The sequence below is a fragment of the Actinoplanes sp. NPDC026623 genome (genome assembly GCF_040638275.1).
GTDB lineage: Bacteria > Actinomycetota > Actinomycetes > Mycobacteriales > Micromonosporaceae > Actinoplanes.
Genome location: NZ_JBEZXZ010000097.1, coordinates 1 through 22,468 on the forward strand (window position 1 = coordinate 1; position 22,468 = coordinate 22,468).

Annotated in this window: 22 protein-coding genes; 16 read left to right on the forward strand and 6 right to left on the reverse strand. The window is 72.0% G+C overall.

Annotation, left to right across the window (positions count from 1 at the left end; genetic code table 11):
• Positions 1-103: 103 nt before the first annotated feature.
• The 4 genes from AB0F10_RS25785 to AB0F10_RS25800 form a co-directional block, all read right to left on the reverse strand.
• On the reverse strand, positions 104-2,011 hold the full coding sequence (locus AB0F10_RS25785; RefSeq protein WP_360630016.1) for an endo-1,4-beta-xylanase: 1,908 nt from the start codon (positions 2,009-2,011) through the stop codon (positions 104-106).
• 83 nt (positions 2,012-2,094) lie between these two features.
• Positions 2,095-3,042 (reverse strand): 5'-3' exonuclease H3TH domain-containing protein, encoded by a 948-nt coding sequence (locus AB0F10_RS25790; RefSeq protein WP_360630019.1) that lies wholly within the window; start codon positions 3,040-3,042, stop codon positions 2,095-2,097.
• Positions 2,988-3,308 (reverse strand): hypothetical protein, encoded by a 321-nt coding sequence (locus tag AB0F10_RS25795; protein WP_360630021.1) that lies wholly within the window; start codon positions 3,306-3,308, stop codon positions 2,988-2,990. Before AB0F10_RS25795 ends, AB0F10_RS25790 begins: the two co-directional genes overlap by 55 nt.
• Positions 3,309-3,395: 87 nt before the next feature.
• Positions 3,396-3,743, reverse strand: coding sequence for a TetR-like C-terminal domain-containing protein (locus AB0F10_RS25800; protein WP_360630024.1), 348 nt, complete (start codon positions 3,741-3,743; stop codon positions 3,396-3,398).
• 30 nt (positions 3,744-3,773) lie between these two features.
• On the opposite strand from AB0F10_RS25800, the gene AB0F10_RS25805 reads away from it, so the two are divergent.
• The 6 genes from AB0F10_RS25805 (at position 3,774) to AB0F10_RS25830 (ending at position 9,118) form a co-directional block, all read left to right on the forward strand.
• Positions 3,774-4,253, forward strand: a complete 480-nt coding sequence (locus AB0F10_RS25805) for a DUF1772 domain-containing protein (protein WP_360630027.1) — start codon at positions 3,774-3,776, stop codon at positions 4,251-4,253.
• A gap of 276 nt (positions 4,254-4,529) precedes the next feature.
• Positions 4,530-4,898, forward strand: coding sequence for a hypothetical protein (locus AB0F10_RS25810; RefSeq protein ID WP_360630030.1), 369 nt, complete (start codon positions 4,530-4,532; stop codon positions 4,896-4,898).
• Entirely contained in the window at positions 4,898-7,237 is a 2,340-nt protein-coding gene (locus AB0F10_RS25815) for a DUF4132 domain-containing protein (RefSeq protein ID WP_360630033.1), read from the forward strand. Before AB0F10_RS25810 ends, AB0F10_RS25815 begins: the two co-directional genes overlap by 1 nt.
• A gap of 107 nt (positions 7,238-7,344) precedes the next feature.
• A complete protein-coding gene (locus tag AB0F10_RS25820) occupies positions 7,345-7,749 on the forward strand; it encodes a nuclear transport factor 2 family protein (RefSeq protein ID WP_360630036.1) in 405 nt (134 codons plus the stop codon).
• A 77-nt stretch (positions 7,750-7,826) separates the two neighbouring features.
• Positions 7,827-8,150, forward strand: a complete 324-nt coding sequence (locus AB0F10_RS25825; protein ID WP_360630039.1) for a LysR family transcriptional regulator — start codon at positions 7,827-7,829, stop codon at positions 8,148-8,150.
• A 20-nt stretch (positions 8,151-8,170) separates the two neighbouring features.
• Positions 8,171-9,118, forward strand: coding sequence for an acyltransferase domain-containing protein (locus tag AB0F10_RS25830; protein ID WP_360630042.1), 948 nt, complete (start codon positions 8,171-8,173; stop codon positions 9,116-9,118).
• 75 nt (positions 9,119-9,193) lie between these two features.
• Here AB0F10_RS25830 and AB0F10_RS25835 read toward each other — a convergent pair whose 3' ends face one another.
• Together AB0F10_RS25835 and AB0F10_RS25840 are read right to left on the reverse strand one after the other, a co-directional pair.
• The gene (locus AB0F10_RS25835; RefSeq protein ID WP_360630045.1) at positions 9,194-9,931 is read right to left on the reverse strand and encodes a phosphotransferase; all 738 of its coding nucleotides are present in this window, start codon (positions 9,929-9,931) and stop codon (positions 9,194-9,196) included.
• A gap of 128 nt (positions 9,932-10,059) precedes the next feature.
• Positions 10,060-13,668: a CHAT domain-containing protein gene (locus tag AB0F10_RS25840; RefSeq protein ID WP_360630048.1), complete on the reverse strand. Its 3,609-nt coding sequence runs from the start codon at positions 13,666-13,668 to the stop codon at positions 10,060-10,062.
• A 50-nt stretch (positions 13,669-13,718) separates the two neighbouring features.
• On the opposite strand from AB0F10_RS25840, the gene AB0F10_RS25845 reads away from it, so the two are divergent.
• From AB0F10_RS25845 to AB0F10_RS25890, 10 genes are all read left to right on the forward strand, one after another.
• On the forward strand, positions 13,719-14,066 hold the full coding sequence (locus AB0F10_RS25845) for a hypothetical protein (protein ID WP_360630051.1): 348 nt from the start codon (positions 13,719-13,721) through the stop codon (positions 14,064-14,066).
• The gene (locus AB0F10_RS25850) at positions 14,063-14,956 is read left to right on the forward strand and encodes a hypothetical protein (protein ID WP_360630054.1); all 894 of its coding nucleotides are present in this window, start codon (positions 14,063-14,065) and stop codon (positions 14,954-14,956) included. The genes AB0F10_RS25845 and AB0F10_RS25850 overlap by 4 nt, the downstream gene beginning before the upstream one ends.
• A 216-nt stretch (positions 14,957-15,172) precedes the next feature.
• The gene (locus tag AB0F10_RS25855; protein ID WP_360630057.1) at positions 15,173-15,532 is read left to right on the forward strand and encodes a hypothetical protein; all 360 of its coding nucleotides are present in this window, start codon (positions 15,173-15,175) and stop codon (positions 15,530-15,532) included.
• 146 nt (positions 15,533-15,678) lie between these two features.
• Positions 15,679-16,077: a hypothetical protein gene (locus AB0F10_RS25860; protein ID WP_360630060.1), complete on the forward strand. Its 399-nt coding sequence runs from the start codon at positions 15,679-15,681 to the stop codon at positions 16,075-16,077.
• Positions 16,074-17,744, forward strand: coding sequence for a caspase family protein (locus AB0F10_RS25865; protein ID WP_360630063.1), 1,671 nt, complete (start codon positions 16,074-16,076; stop codon positions 17,742-17,744). The genes AB0F10_RS25860 and AB0F10_RS25865 overlap by 4 nt, the downstream gene beginning before the upstream one ends.
• A gap of 132 nt (positions 17,745-17,876) precedes the next feature.
• On the forward strand, positions 17,877-18,476 hold the full coding sequence (locus AB0F10_RS25870; RefSeq protein ID WP_360630066.1) for a TetR family transcriptional regulator: 600 nt from the start codon (positions 17,877-17,879) through the stop codon (positions 18,474-18,476).
• Positions 18,473-19,927: an FAD-dependent monooxygenase gene (locus AB0F10_RS25875; protein WP_360630069.1), complete on the forward strand. Its 1,455-nt coding sequence runs from the start codon at positions 18,473-18,475 to the stop codon at positions 19,925-19,927. Before AB0F10_RS25870 ends, AB0F10_RS25875 begins: the two co-directional genes overlap by 4 nt.
• A gap of 203 nt (positions 19,928-20,130) precedes the next feature.
• Positions 20,131-20,745 (forward strand): hypothetical protein, encoded by a 615-nt coding sequence (locus AB0F10_RS25880; protein ID WP_360630072.1) that lies wholly within the window; start codon positions 20,131-20,133, stop codon positions 20,743-20,745.
• Positions 20,746-20,951: 206 nt separating this feature from the next.
• Positions 20,952-21,335, forward strand: coding sequence for a hypothetical protein (locus AB0F10_RS25885; RefSeq protein WP_360630075.1), 384 nt, complete (start codon positions 20,952-20,954; stop codon positions 21,333-21,335).
• Positions 21,336-21,736: 401 nt separating this feature from the next.
• Positions 21,737-22,123, forward strand: coding sequence for a VOC family protein (locus tag AB0F10_RS25890; protein WP_360630078.1), 387 nt, complete (start codon positions 21,737-21,739; stop codon positions 22,121-22,123).
• Positions 22,124-22,468 lie beyond the last annotated feature (345 nt).

Genomic DNA, 22,468 nt, shown 5'->3' on the forward strand with positions numbered 1-22,468 from the left:
GCTTATTCAACTGGACGACGTGCTGCAGCGGCGCGGTTTATTGTTGAAGCGGAAGGTCACCCGCACGGGCCGCCCACCGGAGGGGGCGCGGCCGGTCCGGCCGTCAGGCGACGGCGCAGGCCGTGCCGCCGACGGCGAAGGCGGCGGGCGCGGTGTTGACGCCGGCCCAGGAGCCGAGGAAGCCGAACGCGGCGGACCCGCCGGGCGCGATCGCGGCGTTCCAGCCGGCGTTGGTGACGGTGACGTCGGCGCCGCTCTGCTGCGCCGTGCCGTTCCAGGCCTGGGTTATCCGCTGGCCCGAGGGGAACGACCAGGACAGTGACCACCCGGCGAGCGCGGCGCCACCGGTGTTGGTGATCCGCACGTCGCCCTGGAAGCCACCCGGCCAGCTTCCGGTGACCCGGTAGGAGACCGAGCAGCCCGAGGCGGCCGGCGGCGTGATCCGCGACGGGTCCACCACGCCCCAGTACGCCGGCTTGGCCTGCAGGCTCGTGTCGAACAGCAGCGGGGCGTCCTTGCGGGTGACCGGGAACGTGTCGAGCCAGGTGTTGTCGTCGGCGAGCCCCCACAGCGTCACCGAACTGATCTGATCGGCGTGGCGGCGGAACAGCGCGAGCATGTCGCGGTAGACGTACGCCTGGGAGAGCAGCCGGTCGGCCGGCGGGGCCGGGAAGGACTCGGAGCTGTCGCGGTAGATGCTGACGTCCATCTCGGTGATCTGCTGCGTGATGCCGAGCGGTGCGAACTTCTGCAGCATCGCCTCGGTCTCGGCGACGGTCGGCCAGCCCACGTTGATGTGCATCTGGTGCCCGACCCCGTCGATCGGGACACCCTCGGCCCGCAGCTCGGCGACCAGGTTGTACAGCGCGTCCCGCTTGGCCGGCACGTTGGTGTTGTAGTCGTTGATGATCAGCTTGGCGTGCGGCGCCACCTCGCGGGCCACGGTGAACGCGGTCCGGATGTAGTCCAGCCCGGTCACCGTGTACCAGGTGCTGTGCCGCATCCCGTCCGACTGGCTCTCGTCGATCACCTCGTTGACCACGTCCCACGTCGCGATGTCCTCGCCGTAGTGGGCGGCCACGTTGCGGATGTGGTTCTCCAGGCGGGCCAGCAGCAGGGCCTTGTTCTCGGCGGTCGCGGTCATCGGCGCGCCCGCGGCGTCCTTGAAGACCCAGGCCGGCGTCTGGTTGTGCCAGACCAGGGTGTGCCCGCGCACGGCCAGGCCGTTGGCCTTCGCGTACGCGATGAGCGGATCCGCCTGCGCGTAGCTGAACGAGTTCTCGGCCGGCTCGGTGGCGTCCCACTTGAGCGCGTTGCCGGGGGTGACCGAGGTGAAGTGCCGGGCCAGCAGGTCGCCGTGCACGCCGAGGGTCTCCGCGGCGGTGATCGCGGCACCCACCGGGAACTCGGTGACCACGTCGCGGATCCGCGGGATGCCGGTCTGAATCGGCAGCGCGGGCACGTAGGAGACGGTGACGTCGTCGACGAAGAACGACCCGGTGGTGTTCGCGGTCTCCACGTACACGTGCAGGAAGTCGACGTCGGTGGCGAGCGTGTACCGGCCGGTGAGCGCGACCCACCCGTCGGCGCTGACGGCGGTGTTCCCGGCGACCTGGTCGTAGCCGGCGGTGCCCGCCGTCCGGCGTTCGACGCTCAGCCGCGCGCTGTCCGCGGCGGCCCCGGCGGCGAGGCGCACCCACGCCGTGACCGTGTACTGGGTGCCCTTCTCGAGCACGTCCAGCACGTCGAGCGAGGGCCCCTGCCACCCGGCCGTGCGCCCGGTGACCGCCAGGCTGCCGGTGCCGCCGTGCGCGGCGGCGTCGCTGACGGCGACGGTCTCGCCGCCGCCGCGCGCGGCCCAGCCCTGCGTGGTGCCGTCCTCGAAGTCGCCGGTGACCACCGTGACCGGCACGGGATCCGCGGCGGCGGGCAGGCCGGGTGCGGCGGCGGTGACCAGCGCCACGGCGGTCAGCAACGCCAGGGCCGCAGGGTGTCTCCGAATCGGGCGCATGAACGGGTCCTCACGTCGTTAAAGTGATGACCATCGTTACATGGGAGCGCTCCCATAACAATGCGCGGCCACGCCGCGGCCGCTCAGAACAGCGAGAGCTGGCCCGGCGTCGGCTCGCGGGAGCCGGCCATTCCGCGCCGGAACACCCACGGCCGCAGCTCGTGCGTCACGTCCTCGGTGCCGGCCGGCACCGGCTCGCCGGTCAGGGCCCACAGCGACGGCCCCAGGTGGATGCCGCGGCCGGAGAGCGCCCACCGGATCACCGAGCGGCGCAGCGGCAGCCGGGCCGCGCTCAGGTCCGGCATCGGCAGGTCGGCCCGCATCCGCATGAGCCGCCGGTTCCGCTCGACGATCTCCCGGGCCGACGGCGCGGCCAGCTGCTCCGCGGCCTGCTCGCCGACCGCCGCGCGCACCGAGGCCGCGTCGCCGTCGTCGAGCGCCGCCCACGCCGCGTCCACCGTGCCGAAGGCCGCCAGCAGCCGGGCCGCCCGGGCCGAGCCGAACCGGCGGACCCCCGGCAGGTTGTCCGACGGGTCGCCGCGCAGGGCGGCGTAGTCCCGGTACTGCCAGGACTGGACCCCGCAGAGCTCGACCAGGCCGGCCGAGTCGACCAGGACCGCCTCGTCGAAGCCGCCGTTGCGCACCCGCAGCACCGAGGTGGTGTCGTCGATCAGCGCGAACGCGTCCCGGTCGCTGGTCATCAGGACCGAGCGCCAGCCGCGGCCGCGGGCCAGCTCGGCCGAGCTGGCGAGCACGTCGTCCGCCTCGTACGAGGGTGGCACGACCGTGCAGATGCCGGCCGCGCGCAGCAGCTGCGGCGCCCCGGCGATCTGCTCGGCGAGGTCCGCCGACTTCGCCGGGCGGTGCGCCTTGTAATCCGGGTAGTCGGTCCGGCGCGCGGAGTCCTCGGGGCAGTCGAAGCCGACCACCACGGCGGCCGGCCGCAGGTGCGCCGCGGCCCGCGCGATGTAGCCGATCAGGCCCCGCAGCGCCCACACCGGCCGGCCGGCGCGGTCCAGCAGCCCGTCCATGGCCGCGGCGTGGTACGCCCGGTGGACCAGGCTGTTGCCGTCCAGGACGAGAAGCAGGGGTGCGGGGGGTGGCACCGGCACAGCTTATGCCGGACCGCCCGCGGTGTTGCCGACTCGAGCCGCAGCTCGATCAGCGCGCGGGTCAGCTCCGGCTGCCGGGTGGTGCGCTCGACGATGTAGCGCAGGTAGTCGATGAACGGCTCCCGGCCCGGCTCGCGGGCGGCCGGCCCGGCGATGACGGCCTCGTCGGGGGCGAACCGCTCCATGATCCGCTCGCCGGAGCGCCGAGCAGCGCATCGCGGGAGCGGACGTAGTCGGACGCCGTGCCGATCCGGCGGCGTCGTGATGCTGCGCTATCGCGCCGGCTGATCCAACAGGGCGATCAGCGCCTCGGCACGGGCGGACTCGTGGTCGGGTCGCAACCGGCCGTGCCGGGAAAGGTCGGCCAGGCCGTGCAGTGCGCTCCACAGGACCTCCGCCCGGGTCTCGTCGCCCATGATGGCCAGCAGCGGGGCGAATCCGGCGCGCAGCGCCTCGGGCGTGGTCGGGCGGGCGAACTCCAGGTCGGTCGGCATCGAGAACATCGCCTCATAGGTGGCCGGCCGCGACCGGGCGAATTCGAGATACGCCGCGGAGATTCCGCTCAGGTCGCCCGCCGCGGTCAGGAGCTCGGCGAGCTCGGCGAAGCCGGCCAGGGCCACCGCGCGGATGATGCCGTCCCTGGAGGAACCGTGACCGTACTCCTCGACGTCCTCGCGATCACCGCCGCGCTGGCCACGGCCGTCATCTTCGGCACCGACACGCTCGGCGCGCTGGTCATGCGCCCGACGTACGCGGCTGTCGACGACGCCACCATGACCCGGGTGGTCGGCCTGTCCCACCGCTACGGCAACGCCCGCATGCCGCTGCCCGGCATCCTCAGCGTGGTGGCCGGCGCCGCGACCGCGCTCACCGCGTACCTCATCGGCCGGCCGGCCGCCGGCGCCGCCGCGGGGTCCGCCCTGGTCCTGCTGCTGGTCTGGCTGGTCCTGTTCAACCGGATCTCGCTGCCGATCAACAAGGTCTTCATCGAGGCGGCCGAGGCCGGCCGGGTGCCGGCCGGGGCACGCGGGCTTCAGCAGCGGTGGGACTCGATCATCAACCTGCGCGCGACCCTCCAGGGAGTCGCGCTGCTCGGCTTCTGCCTCACCCTCGCCCTAGCGGCGGCCTGATACGCCGGGGCCGTACCGGCTGTCCACCGCCGGCCGGCTGCATCAGGCCCGGGACGACCTCACCGCGGCCGAGGAGCACTACGAGCGATCGCGGCGCCTCTTCCACGACCTCGGCCGCCACGCCGACGAGCACACCGTCCCTTGGCCGGCGGCCGCATCCGCTCGGCGGGTCGCCCCGTCGCAGGCTGCCACAGTGGACCGTCGGTGGCTCGGTCGGTGTTCGGATTGTCGTACCCGTCCGGCATCATCTGGCGCACACGGGGACGGGGAGGGTTCATGGCCGAGGTGGTCGTGCGCGACGAGACGATGGCCGGCCGGCTCATCGACGAGTGGGTGCTGCCGGATCTGCCGGTGCGGATGAGCGCCCGCGAGCTGGTGCGCCTGCGGGTGCGCGAGGAGGCGGCCCGGTTCAACGCCGCACCGGCGCGGCCGGATTCGTTCCGCGGGCTGGTGCGGCCGGCAGATCCGGCCCGCCCGCGGCTCGACTGGGAGGCGCAGGCCGACGCCGCGTGCGCCGGGTTCGCGGGCAACGCGTTCGTGATGATCGCCGGTGACCGGCAGATCGAGGATCTGGACGAGGTCATCGACCTGGAGCGCGCGCACGCCGTGGCGTTCATCAGGCTGACGCCGCTGGTCGGTGGCTGATGACCGTTCAGCAGGTCGACGCGGCGCGGGCGCTCGCCGATCAGATCATCGGCGGCGAGCCCGGCCACGTGCTGACCGGCCAGAGCGGCGACGTGCTCCGCCAGGCACTGCTGCTCATCCACGAGTTCGTGGTGGCCGGCGACTCCTCGTCGTTCCATTACTTCGGCCGTGCCCTGGGGATCGTCGAGGTGCTGCACGCGCCCTGGACCAGGGATGATCTGGTCTGGGCGCTGCGCCTGCTGCTGCACGACGACCCGCTGACGACCGTGTCGGACGCCCCGTTCTGGGTGCCGGCGCTGATCGCCGCCGCTCTCGATCCGGCCGAGCTGGACGGTCTTCACGATCAGCTGTCGGCCGCCTTCGCCGCGCTGCACGACAATCACTGGTACGCGTCAGGGGGACTGCGCGAGCTGGCGCGGCTCTACGGCACCGCGCTCAGCCGCTTCAACCACGCGGTGCCGGCCGACCTGTCGATCGCGATGCGCTACGCGCACGGGGACGGCGCGGGTCTGCGGGATCTGCTCGGCGACGACGCGGTCCAGGACGTGTTTCGGTTCGCCGCCGGTCTGGCGAAGCCGGTCCCGGCCAAGGCCTGGTTGCGCGAGGCCGGCGGGCGGCTGGCCGCCGCGCCGGGGGCGCTGGAGGCCGCGGGGCTCCTGCTCGGCGCGTACCGCGGCGGCGCCCAACCGGTCTACGACTACGTCGATGCGCTGCTGCGCGGGCTGGTCTGGCTGCAGTCCAGCGTCGCCGGCGAGGAGAGCACCGCGTTGCTCTGCGAGGTCGCGGCCACGCTGGCCACGCCGGTCCGGCGGGGTGGCGCGCAGGTCGTGGCGCCCAAGGCCGCGCCCGCCGTGGTCGAGGTGCTGGCCCAGCGCCCGGGCGACGCCCCGGTGCGGACGCTGGCCCGGCTGAGCCTGACCGTGTGCAGCAGGACGCTGCTGCCGCGGATCCGCACCGCCCTGGAGCGGATCGGCCGGGAGCGCGGCTGGCCGCCCGGCGAGGCGCTCGAGCTGTCGGTGGGCGACCACGGTCTCGGCCGCGACGGCCGGCGCGCCTGGAGCATCGGCGAGGGCGAGGAGGCCGTCGTGACGATCGAGGCCGGCCGGGCACGGCTGCGGGCGTATCGGGGCGGGGATCCGCTGCGCGCCGTGCCGCCCGCGTGGAAGGACGCGGTGGCACCGGCACGCCGTTTCGTCACCGAGGTGAACCAGTCCCTGATCGTGGAGCGGCGTCGCGTGGAGGGGTTGTTCTCGCAGGATCGGGTCTGGGACTGGCCCACGTGGTCACGGCGATACCTCGACCATCCGATCACCGGCGACACCGCCCGGCGCCTGATCTGGCAGGCCTCCCCGGACGGCGCGACCTGGACGTCGGGGCTGCCCGAGCGGACCGACGCCGGCTGGACCCTGCCGGATCTCGGCTTCCCGCCGGGTGCGGGCCGGCGGGTGCGGCTCTGGCACCCGGCGCTCGTCGGCCCGGCCGAGGTGGCCCGGTGGCGCGACCGCGTCCTCACCGCCGGGCTGCGGCAGCCGGTCAAGCAGGCGTTCCGCGAGGTCTACCGGTTGACTCCGGCGGAGGAGCGGACCCGCACCTATTCCAACCGGTTCGCCGCGCAACTCCTGCACTACCGGCAGACGAACGCGTTGATGCGCGAGCGCGGCTGGTCCACCAACTATCTGGGCCCCTGGAACGACGGCTACCACGGCGAGGCGAAGAAGGAGTTCGGCGGCGGCGAGTGGCAGGCCGTCTTCTTCCACGACTGGGTGGAGACGAACGCGGGGGACCAGGAATATTGCTCGACCGACCAGGTCCGCTTCGGCCGGCGGGACGGCCGAAACTGGGTGGTCACCCCGGTGGCCGAGGTGCCGCCGCTGGTGTTCAGCGAGGCCATGCGCGACGTCGACCTGTTCGTCGGCGTCACGTCGATCGCCACCGACGACGACTGGCAGGACCGGGGCGAGGACCGCTTCCACGACTACCGCCGGCGGGCCGCGTTCGCCGGCCTGACCCCGAGCGGCGAGATGCGCCGCGACGCGCTGGCCCGGCTGCTGCCCCGCATGGTCATCGGACCGCGCTGCGAGCTGCAGGAACGCTTCCTGCGCGTGCAGGGCAGGCTCGGGGCTTACCGCATCCATCTCGGCTCGGGCAACATCCTGATGGAGCCCGACGACGCCTACCTGTGCATCGTCCCCGTCCGCGCCAAGGCCAAGAAGGTCATCCTGCCCTTCGACGACGATCCGGTGCTCTCGGTCATCCTGTCCAAGGCCATCATGCTGGCCGCCGACAACCGGATCACCGACCCCGCGATCACCGCCCAGCTGCACCGGAGCCGCCCCTGAACGGCCCGGCGCCCCGCACGCTCGATCCCGGTCGAGCCGTGGCCGCTCGACGGCCGCCGTGAGCGTGCGCCCGGGTCGCCCGGCGCGGCACCACCTAGGATGTCGCGATGGATCCTGATGCGCGGGCCAGGTCCGCGATCGAGGAACACTGGCTGGCCTCGGAACGCGGAGACGTCGAGGCCGAGCACGCCGTCTACGCCCCCGACGCGATCCTCGACTATCCGCAGTCGGGCGAACGGTTCTGCGGCCGCGCGACGATCTCGGCGCAGCGGGGCGGGCATCCCGCCGACCGGCACTTCACCGTCCTGCGGATCACCGGCGGCGGGAGCCGGTGGGTCAGCGAGTGCCTCATCACCTACGACGGCGTGCCCACCTACTCGGTGAGCATCATGGAGTTCTCGGCCGGGCGGGTGGTGCACGAGACGCAGTACTTCGCCGGCGCCTTCGGATCGCCCGCGTGGCGCGCGGACCTCGCCGAGCCGATGCCCGGCCGGACCATCACCAGGGCCTGACCGCACGGCCATGATGGACGCGCCGCCCTGAGTATGATCCGCTGGCTCAGCGGTCGTCTCCGGGGACAGGACATGATGTGGAACTGCGTGACATCGAGATCTTCCTGGTGCTCGCCGAGGAGCTGCATTTCGGCCGGACCGCGCAGCGGCTGCACGTCACGCAGGCCCGGGTCAGCCAGGCGATCAAGCAGCAGGAACGCCAGTTGAAGGCGGTCGGCGCCGGTCAGGCTGTCATCGCCGGCGTGGCCGAGGCGGCCCGCTTCTATCCGTGGCCCGATCTGCTGTATCTGCCGATCCGCGACGCACCGCCCATCGAGTGGGCGCTCGTCTGGCAGACCTCCACCGAGAGCCGGCTGCAGCGCGCCCTGGCGCAGGCCGTCCTCGACCTGCGTGACGCCTGAGCGGCGGTAGGCTCGCCCGCGTGGATCTGGATGACATCGCCGCCCGGCTCGGGGTGGACGTCGAGGACATCGAACGCGTGCACCGGCTCGCCGGCGACCTGCCGTCGGCTCCGCTGCCGGACCGGGCCGCCGCGCCCGCAATCCTGGACCGGCTCGCGGTGCCGCCGGACGATGCCGCCGAGATCATGGCGGGCTGGCCCGGCCCCGGCTCCGAGCTGTGGACCCCGGAGCTGCGCTGGCTGCTCGACCGCTCGATCGCCCTGGTCCGCGCCGACCTCGGCGGCCACGCCTGGCTGTCGCCCGGCCCGGAGCTGCCGCGCGATCGCGGACCTGCCTGGCGACACCTTTACGTGTACGCGTACCTGGCGCTCGTCGACGTGGTCCGCGGCTACCACCGGGACCATGGCATCGACGACGCCGTGTCCTGGGTGACCCTCGCGGACCTGGGCCGCAATCTCGGGGTCGACCGGCGGATGCGCGGCGAGGGCTGGCCGGTCATGCAGAGCTGGCTGACGCTGCACGCGCGCGGCGGCCTCTACGAGCTGGGCCGGCTGCAGTACCAGCGCGGCGGCACCGGCATCGACCTGCACATCCCCGACTCGGGACCGATGACCCCGGAGCTGGTGGCGGCGTCGCTCGACGAGGCCCGCGCGTTCTTCCCGCGGCATTTTCCCGACGAGCCCTACACGGCGTTCTCCTGCGGCTCGTGGCTGCTCGACCCGCAGCTGCTGGAGTACCTGCCCGAGGACTCCAACATCGTCCGCTTCCAGCAACGGTTCGAGCTGGAGCCGTACGAGGAGCCGGAGGGGCTGGACGCGAACGTCGAGGTGCGGCGTTTCGTGTTCCGCACCCTGACCACACCGCTCGACCAGCTGCCGCGCGGCACCGTGCTCCAGCGTGCCGTCATCGACCACCTGAAGGCCGGCCGTCACTGGCGCTGGCGCCGCGGCAGCTTCCCGATCTCGTGACGTCCTGGTTCTCCAGGCTGCCATGGCGTCACCCACGCCTACATGCCCGACAGTATGCGCGCGCGGGTGACGGACCTACATCCGGGATTTCAGTACGTCGAACTCGCAGCCCGGCGAGGACGGGTCGAAGCCGTGCTCGATGAGCCAGCGGCTTGCCTGCAGGCTCCGCAACGACCACCATCCGCGGATCGCGTCCAGGTCGACGTCCTCGCCGTAGCCGGCGAGGAGGTCGCCGAGGCGCTCCTCGTGCCCGAGCGTCAGGATGGCGAGGTCGAACATGGCGTCGCCCCGGGACGCCTCCGACCAGTCGAGCACGCCGGTGATCTCGTCGCCGTCGGCGAACACGTGGGTGATCTGCAGGTCGCCGTGTGTGAACACCGGCCTCCACGGCCGGAGCGCGGCCTCGGCAACCTCGCGGTTGCGCCTGACCAGCCCGGCCGGGAGCACGCCGTTCGCGATGAGCCACTCGCATTCGCGGTCGAGCTCGGACGCGATCTCGTCGAGGCTCCGGCCGGGCCACGGCGGCAGCGGCGCGTCGTGCAGCCCGCGTACGGCGGCACCCGCCGCGGCCCACGCGGCCGGCGACGCCGTCGACGGCTCGCCGAGGACGCCGAGTGCGGTGCCGGGCAGTACGGCGAGCGCGAGCACCGGCGGCTGGTGCCACAGGACCCTCGCAGTCGGTATCGGCGCGATGGCCATCGCCTCGACCTCGACCCTGGCGCGCGCCTGATCGGCGTCGATCTTCAAGAACACGTCACCGACGCGCAGGGTGGTGCGCGCGGAATGGGCGACGATGACCTCGATCTCTTCCACGCCGGCCAGCCTCGCAGGACGACCCCGGTCCCGCCACGGAGTTAGGCGTGCGGCGGTGCCTGCCGCACGACGAGACCGGGCTGGTCACCGAGGCCGGCGCCCCGGTGCCCGGCGATCACCCGATCCGGCTAGCGGCGAATTCTCCCGAGCAGGCCTCGGCGCCGGCTCACTGCGGGCGATGCCGGTCCGCTGTGGATCAGCGACGCCCACAGGTCCGCGCGATCGGGTGCCTGTGCCCGGAGTTCCAGCGTGACCTGGTGCAGTGCCGCCGCGGCCCGATCGGCCTCCCCGTCAAGATGGGTGTAGAAGGAGCGCGCCGCGGCCGCGGCGATGTCGTCCGCCAGCGGCCACAGTCCCGCCACCACGTGACGGAATCCGGCCAGTTGGAACGCTGACGCGAGACTGATCACCTCGTCGGCGAACCGGGTGCCGCGGTACGCGGTGGAACAGGCGGACAGGTAGGCGAGTTCGGCATGATCGAGGCGAAGCCTGCCGATCTCGGAGATGCTGAGATCGCCATCGTGCAGGCGCAGCCCGCCGCGTGACGGCTCGGTCAGGTCGGCGCCGGCGTGGCAGGCGAAGTGTGCCCAGGTCGCACCGGCCAGTGCGGCTCCTACCCGATCGGTGGTCGCGTCGTCGTCGGTGAGCGGCGCCGAGTCCGGATGGTCGTGCTGCAGGGCCGCCGCCTCGGCGACACATCCAGGAAGGTCGGGCAGGCCCGGCGTGCGTTGCAGGGCGACGGTCAGCTGGCGGCGATCCGCGGTGAACGGACGACTTCTCGCGTACGCGAGGGCGCGCAGGGTCGGCGTGTAGGAGGAGACGACCAGATCCAAGGCGCCCACCTCGCCGGGTATCCCGGCCGCGTGCAACGGGAACAGGCCCAGCCAGCCGATGGGCAACCAGCAGACGTGCGGCATGCCGGCTGGGCTCAGCGTGCCGAGCACTGTGGACACGGCCGACGTCCAGAGCCAGCGGAGGGTTTCGCGGATCACCCGCTGTCGTTTCAGTGGCCCGGTGAGGAGGCTGACGTCCGCGCCGGCGTCCGAGAGTTCGCGTGCGTGGTCCACGACGTCGGCAAGAGTCAGCTTCGGCAGCGGCACCAGCAGCGGCGGGGCCTGGCCGGCGAGGATGATCGCATCGCTGCGCACGACACCCGCGTTGAGCAGCACCACCGTGTCGCCGGTGCGCACGTCGGAGAGCCGGGGCGGCTGGAGGAATCGGCCGAACCCGCGCTTGCGCCGAATCTCGGCCAGCACGGCGTCGTGCTCCGCCCACAGGCGTCTGCGACCTTCGGCTGTGACCGGCGGATCGGGCCGGGGCGGCCCGGCATCGAGCTGTTCGCGCAGGTGCCGGAACCGCCGAGCCAGGTCCGGGTGCGCCCGGGCCAGCTCGGTGAGGTCCGTACGGTTGTCGAGGTCCGCGCCCAGCAGGATGCCGCGGCCGAATTCCGCCACCTCCACCGCGCGGGCCGGCTCGCCCAGCGCGCAGTGAGCCGCCACCGCGTCGGACACCACGCCGGTGTGCTCGCCCAGGCCATGTTCCTGGTCGCTGCGGACTCCCTCGCGCGGCGCGGTGGCCGGCAGAACGGCGACCGCGGCGTCGAGCAGTTCGGCCGCGACGGTGGCGTCCTGCAGCAGTCCGAACAGGATTCCGGCGGCGTGACCGGCGGCGACGCGATCGGTCGGCGACGAAACCACGGCCTCCCGAACGTGGCGAGCCAGCCCTTGGACAGAGGGCGGAAGCGGACCGGCGTCGTCGCGGGTCAGCAGGTGCGAGTAGGCGGTGGCGAGATGTCCGAGGAACCGCGCGCGATCGGGATCGTCAGGCGCGGTGGCCGCGACCGACCGCTCCGCGGCATCGACGGCCCGCTCGAGGTCGGCGAGGTCGTCGGTTCTCCGGAACCGTCCGAAATAGGCGAGCCCGAGATCGGACCAGACCGGTCCCCGGTCGCGGTCTTCCGCCGGCATGACGGCGACCGCCTGCTCGCCGAGACCGATCGCCGTGTCGAGATGCGCCATCGCGCCGCCGTGCCCGAAGCGCTGCAGGTAGGTCAGGCCGGCCGTGGACAGGATGCCGAACCGCTCCGGGTGGTCTTCCGGGAAGGAGGCCGTCGCCGAGTCGGCGGCTGCCACGGCCCGGTCGAGGTCCGCCACCGAGCCGGTGCGGACGTAGCGTTCCTGCAGCATGACGCCGAGATTGGACAGCACTCCCGGTTCGGCCGTCCCGCCGCCGGCGATCCGGATGGCCATCGAGCGCTCCAGCAGATCGATGGCCCGATCGAGGTCGGCGGCCACCCCGGTCCTGCGGAAGCGGTACCGGAGCGCGATCCCCAGCACAACCATCGGTTTCTCCAGGGAGGGGTGGTCCGGTGCGGCCGCCGCGACGACCTGCTCGCCGAGGGATATCGCCCGGTCGAGATCGGCGGCTGAGCCGCCGGCACGGTAACGGTCCACATGGACGTCCGCGAGATTGGAGAGGAACAGCGACCGGTCCGGACCGGCGGGCGGCGCGCAGGCGACGGCCGCCTCGGTCAGATCGGTCGCACGCCGCAGGTCGGCAGGCGCGCCGGTCGCCCGATGACGCTTCAGGTATCCGAGCCCGCAGGCGGACAACATCACCGCCCGATTCGGACTGCCTTGCGGCGTGTGGAGCAGTGCCTGCTCCGCCAGGTCGACGGCGCGGTCGAGGTCGGTGGCGGCTCCCAGGCGGCCATGCCGGCTCAGATACGCGCCGCCGAGGTTGGTCAGCCAGCGCGGCTGGTCCAGGTTGTCCGGAGGGGCGCCGGCGATCGCCTCCTCGCCCGCGTCGATCGCCCGGCCCAGGTCGTCGAGCGATGCGGTCAGGGCGAAGCGGCGGCTCAGGACGGCACAGAGGTTGCCCAGCTGCCCCGATCGTTCGTACCCGATATCCGGGTGAAGCGTCACCGACCGCTCGACGAGCTCGATCGCCCGATCCAGATCGGCGGGGTTGCCGTCGCGGTCGTGGCGCTCGAGGTAGCAGTTGCCCAGATTCCCGAGGACCGCGTTCAGGTCCGGGTGGGTGTCCGCGAGGCCGACCGCCTCGTTGCCGACCGCAATGGCCCGGTCGAGGTCGGCCGGATCGCCGGTACGCGCGTACCGTTCCCGCAGCGTGTTGCCGAAGTTGGTCAGGTTGGCGACCCGGCGCGGGTCACCGGGCCGGGTCAGCGCGAGAGCACGTTCGTGGTATCCCACCGAAAGGTCCAGTTCGCCCGGCGGGCCGCCGCGTTCATACCGCACCAGGTGCGCTACGGCCAGCGATGCGAGGAAGACGGTGGCGTCGTGGTGGCGCGTGGCCTGGGTGAGCAGGTGGACGCAGGCCGTCAGCAGATCGCCGTCGGGGGATCCGAGGGCGGCGGAGAGCAACGCCATGCCCATGTCTCCCGCGGACCGCGCGTCGGCGGTGGGCCCGACGGTGGGCCGCAGTGGCTCGGGTACGGCGGCCTCGTGATCCGCCGCCGGGATGAGCGCCACGATCGCGTGGGCGAGTTCGGCGGTCGACTCCGGACCGGGTGGAAGCGCACTGTGCCGGTAGAGGTAGAACCAGCCGAGGGCCTGGGCCGCGGCGACCCTGCCCGGCGGGGCGGCCTCGGCGGCGGCGGCGCCCAGCGCGACCGCCTCGGCCAGGGCCGCACCCGCGAAAACGCCGTCCGCATTCCCCGTCAGCTCGAGCGTCCTGAGCCGGCGCCGCATCGACGCCAACAGTGCATCGAATGCCATCGTTCGATGCTATCCGTGACAGGATCCCTGCGAAACGAGAGGAAGTGGCGATGGAGTCGTCGGAGCGACTGGCCCTCACCGCGTTCTGCGAGGAACTGCCGGACCTCCGTGCGGAGTGTGCACGACAGGGCGCCGACCAACGCCGGCAGCTGGCCCGGATCGAGGGCGAAGCGCAGGCCCGGCGTCCGATCCTCATGCTGCTCGCCGACCTCCTGGACGCCGAACCGGAGCACGCGGTGCGGGCACTGGCCGCCGGGCTGCCGGGTGCGGGACCGGGACGGGCGGACGAGGAGAATTTCGTCTGCCCGGACGGCGCCTGCGCGCGGGTGGCCCACACGGATCCCGCCGGACCGGTACCGCGATGTGGCGTGATCGGCCGCCCCATGGTCCGGCCGTGAACAATTTCTTCCAGGAACTGGCCAAGAAGCTGGCCGAACGGTGGATCACCCTGCTGCTCCTGCCGGGACTGCTGCTCGCCGCCGCGACCTGGGCGGGTGCCTACCTGGGGCAATCCCTGGACGTGCCCCGGCTCACCGGGGCGGCGGCAGAGCTGGGCAGGACGCTCGCGTTACGGCCCGGCGGTGTTCAGGCACTCCTGGTCGTCGTCCTGCTGCTGGTCAGCACCGGCGCGGGCCTTGCAGTGCAGGCCCTGGCCCCGGCAACGCGCCTGCTGTGGCTCGGCCGATGGCCGGTCCTGTGCCGGCGGCGCACCGCACGTCGCCGGGCCCGCTGGCACCATCAGGTTGATCGGCGACGTCACCTGACCCGCGATCATCCCGTCGGTGCCCGCACCCGGGAGCAGCAGCGCCTGATCGATGACGCCGCCGGCAAAGCGAACCGCATCGCCCTGGCCGAGCCCGGCCGGCCCACCTGGATGGGAGATCGGATCCACGCCGTCGAGCAGATCGCCCTCAACCGGTACGGCCTCGATCTCCCGTTCGCCTGGCCGCGGCTGTGGCTCGTCCTTCCCGACCCGGTCCGGGCCGAGCTCAACGCGGCGCACTCCACGTTCGCGGCGGCCGTCATCACCGGCACCTGGGCCTGGCCGTACCTCCTGCTCGGGCTTGTCTGCTGGCCGGCGGCGCTGGCCGGTGCCGTCGTCGGCACGGTCGGATGGGCGCGGGCCCGCAAGGCCGTCGCCGACATGACCGCCCTGTCGGAGGCCACATTGGACCTTCACGGCCGGACCCTGGCGGTGGCGCTCGGCGTGGGCGATCCGGCGGCGACCGGACCGATCTCCCTTGCCGAGGGCGAGACAATCAACGCCGTGGTCCGCAAGGGCCGGTAATGCGGCGCAGGTGGAATGCGCCTGCCGCGGCGTGATCCGCACGGCCGGGAATGATGCCGGGGTTCGAACGCCGGCCGGCCCGGATTGCGGACGCTGATCGCGCGCTCGGCGCTCAGCCACCGATTCCGGCACAGGAACGTGCGGGCAAGGATTGCCCGGGGAGCCGGAAGACGATAGACATCTATCGACTGACGCCACTTGATGGGGAGCGTGACGATGGAGTCCGGCCGTCTCGTCGATTTTGAGCACGCCGAGGTAATTTCACCGATGATCTATCCGCCCCGTCCCAGGCTGGTCGTCAGCGGCCCGCTTCCCACGCCGGGCACCAAGGTCACCCTCGTCCCGCTGAGGTATGTCAGCCGGCCGCAGTACTACGGCATTCAGGTCGTCGGGACGCTCGAGGACATCGGACCGCATCCGATGCCGGTCGCCCAGCCCGAGCGCTACACCGTCGAGCTGGATCTCGTCGGCATCATCGGCGCCGAGGGGGTCGAGGTGATCGGCGCCTCGCACACGGAACGCCTGCCGGTGCCCTCGGCCGCCCCCGAGCCCGTACCCACTCAGCAAGGCGGTTGACCCTCGTCGCCACGAACGTGGACAGCTTCGATCCTCGGCCACCCATTCTGGAATCAGCGATCACCGTCGTGCGGCAGCCTCGCCGGCCCAAACAAGATCAATTACGATATTCACCCCAACCACTTGCATGTTTCGCTTGACGGGCGATGGCGGTCAATCCATACTCCTCCCTTGTGCCACGACTCGAAATCATGGTGAATGGGTCAGATCTAGTCGACGACGATCTTGCATTCGCTGCGCGGGCGTTGCGGTCTGAGCTTCTCAACCTCGATGTCGACGACGTGAATTTCCCGGACGGCGGTGCGCCCGAGCCCGGTGCGAAGTCCGCCGCACTGGCCGCGGCCGGGCTCATGCTGGTGTCCACCGCGCCGGCCGTGATCCCGGCGGTGATCGACGTGGCGCTGGGCTGGCTCAAGCGCCAGCCGCTCGACGTGCACCTCGAGATCGACGGGCAGGTCCTGACGGCACGGGTCACCCGAGAACAACGTGATGCCCTGGTGGCGGCGTATCTCCAGCGCGCCACCCGGGACGCGAGCAAGGCGTGACCACACCCGCCGGTGCGGAGCCGCGATCGCGGCGACGCGCGCTGCTGCTCGCCTGCGGCAGGTTCGACGACGACACGCTTCCTGCGCTGCGCTCGCCCGCCCGGGACGCGAAGGCCCTACGGCGACTGCTCGAACAGATCGGGTACGACGCGAAGGCGCTGACCGACTGCACTGCGCAAGAGGCCCGGCATGCGGTGGCCGAGTTCTTCGAGTCGGCCACCCGGCACGACGTCAACCTGATCTACTTCTCCTGCCACGGGCTGCAGGACGCCGAAATGAACCTGCATTTCGCGTTTCGGGACAGCGAGTATCGGCGGCCGGACGTCACCGGAGTAGGCGCCGAGTTCGTACGGATCCAGATTGCCCGCAGCCGAGCCAGATCGACGGTCGTGATCGTTGACTGCTGCTTCAGCGGGGCGTTCCTGCGCGCCATGCGGCCGAAGGTGAGCCGCGACGCCGGGGTGAACGCGCTGGTGCGTGACCTGCCCGAAGGCACCGGGGTGGCGGTGCTGACCTCATCCGGCGCGACCGAGGTGAGCCTCGAGGATCCGAACGACCAGCGGGCCGCGAAGTCGCGCGGGTCGTATTTCACCGAGGCGATCCTGACCGGCATAGAGACCGGGGCCGCGGACACCGACCGGGACGGCCGGATCACCGTGGACGAATTGTTCAGCTACGCCTCGGACCGCGTCGCCGATGGACCATCCCATCAGAAGCCGCGCAAATACGTCGAGGCGGTCGGCGATCTCGTGATCGCCGCCGTCCGGGTGCACAAACCCGAGCCCAGGCCTCCCGTCCCGCCTCCGGCCATGTCCGACACGACCGTTCACGCCCACGACCAGATCCCGCCGTGGCCGCCCCTGCCGGCACCGGTCAGCACCTCGTCGTCCGGTCCGGCGAGCGGCACCTGGCCGGTGCCCTCGCGGGCGAGGCAATCCACGACGCTGCACCGGGCGGCAGCCGCGGTGCCCGGACCGGGCGAGTACAGACGCCCTTACCGTCGTCGCCGACCCCTGCGGACCCTCGGGCTCGGGGCCGCCCTGGCGGTGGCTTTCACGGGCGGCGGCCTGGGTGTCTGGATGAAGTGGTCGTCCGCGGCGCATGCCGTCCCGGTGCCGGTCCCGCCTATCGTCGGGCTGACCCGCGCCGATGCGGAGACCACGATCCGGTCCGCCCGGCTGATCCCGGTCGCGGTTCCCGCATCGACTGCCGCAGCGACCTGTGCGGCCGGATCGGTGACCGGCCAGGCACCGGCTCCGCCGAGCATCGCTGTGCAAGGCTCGACCGTGACGTACCAGCTCTGCGCCCCCGCGAACCTCGGCACCCCGGCCGCGAGCCTCACGCCGAAGCCCGACGTGACATCGACGGTGCCGGCGGCACCGTCGAAAACATCCGCGGCCAGACCGACCTCGCACTCGCCGTCACCGAAGCCGTTGCCACCGAAGGTGCCGTGCGTGGTCAACTACACCGGGGACACCGCGAGCGCCGTCCTCGGAGAGGCCGGATACAAGGTCAAAACGGCCACCGGTACGGCCGACGGGACCCCGGGCACGGTGACGTCGCAGAGCCCGGGTTGTGGCGTGCGTGTTACCAGGGGCGACACGGTCCACATTCTTGTCCGGGCCGAGCCGTCGCCGTCGCCGTCCGCCGCCGGCAACGGCGGCTGACTCCGCACGAAGGACGCCACATCCGGTACCGGTCTGCATCCCGCGGCTTGCGCACCGCCGTCCCCGAGTGCGGGTGATCGTGCAGATTAATGCAATATTGCAGAACGCTGCAAGATTGTCTACGGTTGATGCATGAGTCAACCGGGACTGCGTGAGCGAAAGAAGCAAGCCACCCGCGACGCCCTGCGGCAGGCCGCCCTGCGACTGGCCGCAGTGCGCGGCTGGGACCAGGTGCGCGTGGAGGACATCGCCGCCGAGGCCGGCGTCTCCGTCCGCACGTTCAGCAACTACTTCGCCACCAAGGAGGAAGCGCTGCTGGCCACCGGTCACCAGCGGGCCGAGCGGATCATCGAGGCGCTGGCCGCCCGGCCGGCCGGCGAGCCGCTGTGGGCGGCGCTGACCGGTGCGATCGTGGACGGTTTCACCGTGGACGAGAGCGACATGCGCCAGGTGGTGCGGCTGCAGAGCGCCCCGCTGCTCACCGACGAGCACCTCAAGACGTACGCGGTGATCGAACGCGGCGTCGCCGCGGCCGTCGCGTCCCGGATCGGCGCCGACGCCGACCGCGACCTGTATCCCCGGTTGGTCGCGGGCGCAGTGCTGAGCGCGATCCGGGTGACGATGGAGCATTGGCGGCAGGCCGGGGCGGCCCAGCCCCTGCCGGCCGCGTTGCGCGACTCTCTCGACCAGGTTGCCGCCGGCCTGCCCATCCCGGCGGAGCTGCGCTCGTGAGCCCGGTCGACGTGGTGATCGTCGGTGGCGGCCCCACCGGCCTGCTGCTCGCCGGCGAGTTGCGGCTCGGCGGCGTCGAGGTGATCGTGCTGGAACGGCTGGCTGCCCCGACCGGGCTCTCCAAGGCGCCGGGCGTGGCCGGTCGCGGCGCGCAGACCCTGAACTACCGCGGCCTGCTCGACCGTTTCGACGGCGCCGCCCTGGGCTGGGCCAAGTTCACCCACTTCGGCGGCCTCCCGCTGGACCTCACCCGGCTGCTGGAGTCGGTGTCGCCCGAGCACCTCCCGCCCAGCCTGATGGCGCCGCAGGCCCAGGTCGAGCGCGTGCTGCAGGAGTGGGCCGTCGAGCTCGGCGCGCAGCTGCGCCGCGGGCATCAGGTGGCCGGCCTGACCCAGACCGACGAGCTGGTCACCCTCCAGGTCGACGGCCCCGACTGCGGCTACCGGCTCGACAGCCGCTACGTGGTCGGCTGTGACGGCGCCCGCAGCCTGGTCCGCCGGGCGGCCGGCATCGGCTTCACCGGCACCGAGGCCACCCAGATCTCCCGCTTCGGCGACGTCACGCTGACCGACCCGGACGCGGTGCCGCCCGGCATGCGGCGCACCCCGACCGGCCTGTTCACCGCGTTTCCGCTCGGCAACGGGGTGCACCGGGTGGTCGTCTCCGAATGGCGGACCGACGGGGACCGGGACGCCCCGGTGGCCCTCGACGACCTGCGCGGGGCCGCCCGCCGGGTGCTCGGTGCCGAGGTGGGGATGAGCGCGCCCCGCTGGTTGTCCCGGTTCACCGACGCGGCCCGCCAGGCCGACCGGTACCGTGCCGGGCGGGTCCTGCTGGCCGGGGACGCGGCGCACATCCAGCTGCCCGCCGGCGGCCCGGGCATGACGACCGGCCTCCAGGACGCCGCCAACCTCGGTTGGAAGCTGGCCGCACAGGTGCGCGGCGACGCGCCGGCCGGGTTGCTGGACACCTACCACAGTGAACGGCATCCGGTCGCCGAGCGGATGCTCACCTTCGTCCGCGCCCAGGGCCTGCTGCTCTCGCCCGGCCCGCAGGTCGACGCCCTGCGCGACGTACTCGCCGAACTGCTCACCGAGCCCACCTCGCTGCGGACCGTCGCCGACCGGCTGACCGGCCTGGACATCCATTACCAGCCCGGCCCCCACCCGCTGATCGGCGGCTGGGCGCCCGACCTGAAACTGGACCGTGGCACGACGCTCGGCGCCCTCCTGCACGCCGGCCGGCCCGTGCTGCTGGACCTGACCCCGGACCGGCGCCTGCTGGACGCCGCCGCGGGCTGGCAGGACCGGGTCGACCTGGTCCCGGCCTCCGCCGACGAGCCGCTGACCGGTCTGCTGGTCCGTCCCGACGGCTACGTCGCCTGGGCGCACGAGAGCGGCGACGACGGCCTCACGCAGGGGCTGACCACCTGGTTCGGCCCGGCCGGGTAGCGAAGGCCCGTCGCCACCTCATTGCGCCGACGGGGGCTCGGCACCCGAGGAAATCCGGGTGCCGAGCCGGTGCGGATTCGGCGAGGTGCTGCTCGCGGTCGCGCTCGCCACGGCTGGGGCACGTCGCCAGATTTCCGGGGCAGCGCCCGCCGTACCCGGCGATTAGCATTGCGTCTCCTTGATCACTGCGCAAAGGAGACCGCATGACCCTGCTCCGCCGTGCCCTCGTGCCGATCGGTGCCGCACTCGTCACGGCAGCCCTCGCCACACCCGCGACGGCTGCGCCGGCCTCAACGCTGTTCGAGGGCGCGCACGTCGGCTTCGACGACCCGAACGCCGCCCGGACCCTGACCGTCGACCTCGACCGCGTCGACGGGGTGGCCCAGCTGGACGTCGAATACTGGTCCCGCTCCTGCACCGAATCCGCCGGTCTGGAGACCTGCGAGACGACCTTCCGGGACGCGGACGACCAGACGCCGTCACGGGTCAGGATGTCGCTGCGGGGCGCCTCGGCCACCGGGGTGGTTACCTACACGCAGACTGTGCGTACGTGCACGTACGGGCCGGTCGACGAAGAGGGCGAACGCCCGGAGTCCTGCACGGACGCCCCGGCGACAACGGGTACGACCAGTGTGAAGATCACCTGGACCGGGACCGGCGAGGTGGAGAAGGAACGCTGGAGCGACGAGGAGGGCGCCCGCTACGTCACGCGGCGGCGGACCGCCTCCGTGGTGGGCACTGCGTTCGGCGAGTCCTTCCCGGTCGAGCAGTCGCTGATCACGTCGCTGTCCCGCACCCGGAAATACGCGGCGGCCTGACCGGCTCTGCCCGGTGTCTCCGCCAGGGGGCACCGGGCTCTGCCGGGTGAGGCCACCCGCGCGACAACTCGGCCGTGCTCACCTGGGTGACTGTCCGGTCATTCCGCGATGCCGGCGCCGGCCGGCTCGCGCGTTGCCGGCGGCATGAGCAGACGTCCAGGGAGCGGCGATAGACCTGTCCTGCCCGTTCAGCGATCATGAACCTCATGGAGGACCAGCAGGCGACGCCGCCGGCCGATGAGGCGAAGGTCATCACGCTCTGCGGCTCGACCAGGTTTGAGGCTGAGTTCGCGGAGGTCAATCAGCGGCTCACGATGGAAGGTTGCGTCGTGATCAGCCTCGGAATGTTCAGCCTCCCCGATCTGCCGGACTACGACTGGACAGTCGACAGCTCGGACCTGAAGGGGCGGCTCGGCCGCGTGCACCTCCAGAAGATTCGCATGGCTGACGAGGTGTACATCGTGGATCCCGGCGGCTACTCAGGTGAGTCGACCCGACGGGAGATTGCCTACGCGAAGTCGCTCGGCAAGCCGGTTCGGTATCTGAGTCGCGAGCGCTTGGCGCGAATGGGAGACGGCCCCCAGGAGTGAGTCGGATCGGGGCGGTCCGCCCATGGGCCGGATCCGGATGCCGGCCGGCCGTGGGGCTCCGGCTTCCACCCTCAGCGATGCTGGCCCGGCCGCGTTGCAGCGCGGTTGACCACCGACGTGGCGGAGATCCGTCGCCCCCTCGCTGAGGGCGCCGCGTTCGGGTCGTGCGATTCGTCGGCTTCGCCGACCTGTGCGGCCATTCCGGTGGCTCTGCTATTGAGCGGGTGTACAAACCCGTCGACGATCAGGCCGCCATCATTCTGACTCCCCGCCGAAGGGCGGAACCCCACGAGCCGCGCACCACACAGGAGCCGCTTCATGAGGCTGACCGGCACGAAGGCCACGCGGGCACGAACCAACCTGGGACAGCGCGGACCGTAAAAGCATCCTACGCTGGACGTATGTTCGAATCGGCGCTTGTCAACCTCTACACGAACGACATCGAGGCGGGGATCCGCTTCTACCGCGACCTGCTCGGCTTCGTGGAGACATTCCGCACTCCCGCCGAGGGCGTTCCTGAACACATCGAGCTGCGGCTCGGCGGCTTCACCGTCGGCCTCGGCACTGTGCAGGCGGCCGAACGGGTCCACGGGGTGCAGGCCGAACCGGGCCGGCCCGCCATGGTCGTCGTGCTCTGGACCGACGACGTCGACGAGGCATTCAAGCAGTTGGTCGCCGCCGGCGTTCCCGCATTGAGCCCCCCACACGACGCCGGCAACGACAACCGGAACGCCCTGCTCCGCGACCCGGACGGCAACCTCGTGGAGATTGTCTCGAAGATCAGGTGACACGGTGGCCGGCACCGAGCATCCCTCGGTGCCGGCATCGTCGACATGGCGTCGCAGGAAACAGAGGGCGCCGGCGCTGGGTCGCGCCTTCGCGCACCGCCACCCGGGGGTCCCCGGATCCGGTCAGCTCGTGCGCCCGTCGCCTCGGGCGGTGGCGATTCGCTCTTGCCGTCCACTACCGACGGCCCGTGGCGTCCACTGCCCGACGGCTCGCTCGGTGCCGCCTTCCTCATCGCCAAGGCAACGGCTACGTGATCACGCTCCATTGTGACTCGGTGGGATCTCTTGACCGCCCGCAGAGATGACGCATAGATTCCTGTAATTACTTCCGGAAGAAGTCCGAAA

What these genes read in the sequence shown, in the direction of transcription:
- AB0F10_RS25890 (WP_360630078.1), top strand. Translation starts at nt 21,737, where the DNA reads ATGTTCGAATCGGCGCTTGTCAACCTCTACACGAACGACATCGAGGCG.
- AB0F10_RS25785 (WP_360630016.1), bottom strand. Translation starts at nt 2,011, where the DNA reads ATGCGCCCGATTCGGAGACACCCTGCGGCCCTGGCGTTGCTGACCGCC.
- AB0F10_RS25820 (WP_360630036.1), top strand. Translation starts at nt 7,345, where the DNA reads ATGGATCCTGATGCGCGGGCCAGGTCCGCGATCGAGGAACACTGGCTG.
- AB0F10_RS25880 (WP_360630072.1), top strand. Translation starts at nt 20,131, where the DNA reads ATGACCCTGCTCCGCCGTGCCCTCGTGCCGATCGGTGCCGCACTCGTC.
- AB0F10_RS25815 (WP_360630033.1), top strand. Translation starts at nt 4,898, where the DNA reads ATGACCGTTCAGCAGGTCGACGCGGCGCGGGCGCTCGCCGATCAGATC.
- AB0F10_RS25845 (WP_360630051.1), top strand. Translation starts at nt 13,719, where the DNA reads ATGGAGTCGTCGGAGCGACTGGCCCTCACCGCGTTCTGCGAGGAACTG.
- AB0F10_RS25860 (WP_360630060.1), top strand. Translation starts at nt 15,679, where the DNA reads ATGGCGGTCAATCCATACTCCTCCCTTGTGCCACGACTCGAAATCATG.
- AB0F10_RS25795 (WP_360630021.1), bottom strand. Translation starts at nt 3,308, where the DNA reads ATGGAGCGGTTCGCCCCCGACGAGGCCGTCATCGCCGGGCCGGCCGCC.
- AB0F10_RS25870 (WP_360630066.1), top strand. Translation starts at nt 17,877, where the DNA reads ATGAGTCAACCGGGACTGCGTGAGCGAAAGAAGCAAGCCACCCGCGAC.
- AB0F10_RS25885 (WP_360630075.1), top strand. Translation starts at nt 20,952, where the DNA reads ATGGAGGACCAGCAGGCGACGCCGCCGGCCGATGAGGCGAAGGTCATC.
- AB0F10_RS25790 (WP_360630019.1), bottom strand. Translation starts at nt 3,042, where the DNA reads ATGGACGGGCTGCTGGACCGCGCCGGCCGGCCGGTGTGGGCGCTGCGG.
- AB0F10_RS25810 (WP_360630030.1), top strand. Translation starts at nt 4,530, where the DNA reads ATGGCCGAGGTGGTCGTGCGCGACGAGACGATGGCCGGCCGGCTCATC.
- AB0F10_RS25855 (WP_360630057.1), top strand. Translation starts at nt 15,173, where the DNA reads ATGGAGTCCGGCCGTCTCGTCGATTTTGAGCACGCCGAGGTAATTTCA.
- AB0F10_RS25840 (WP_360630048.1), bottom strand. Translation starts at nt 13,668, where the DNA reads ATGGCATTCGATGCACTGTTGGCGTCGATGCGGCGCCGGCTCAGGACG.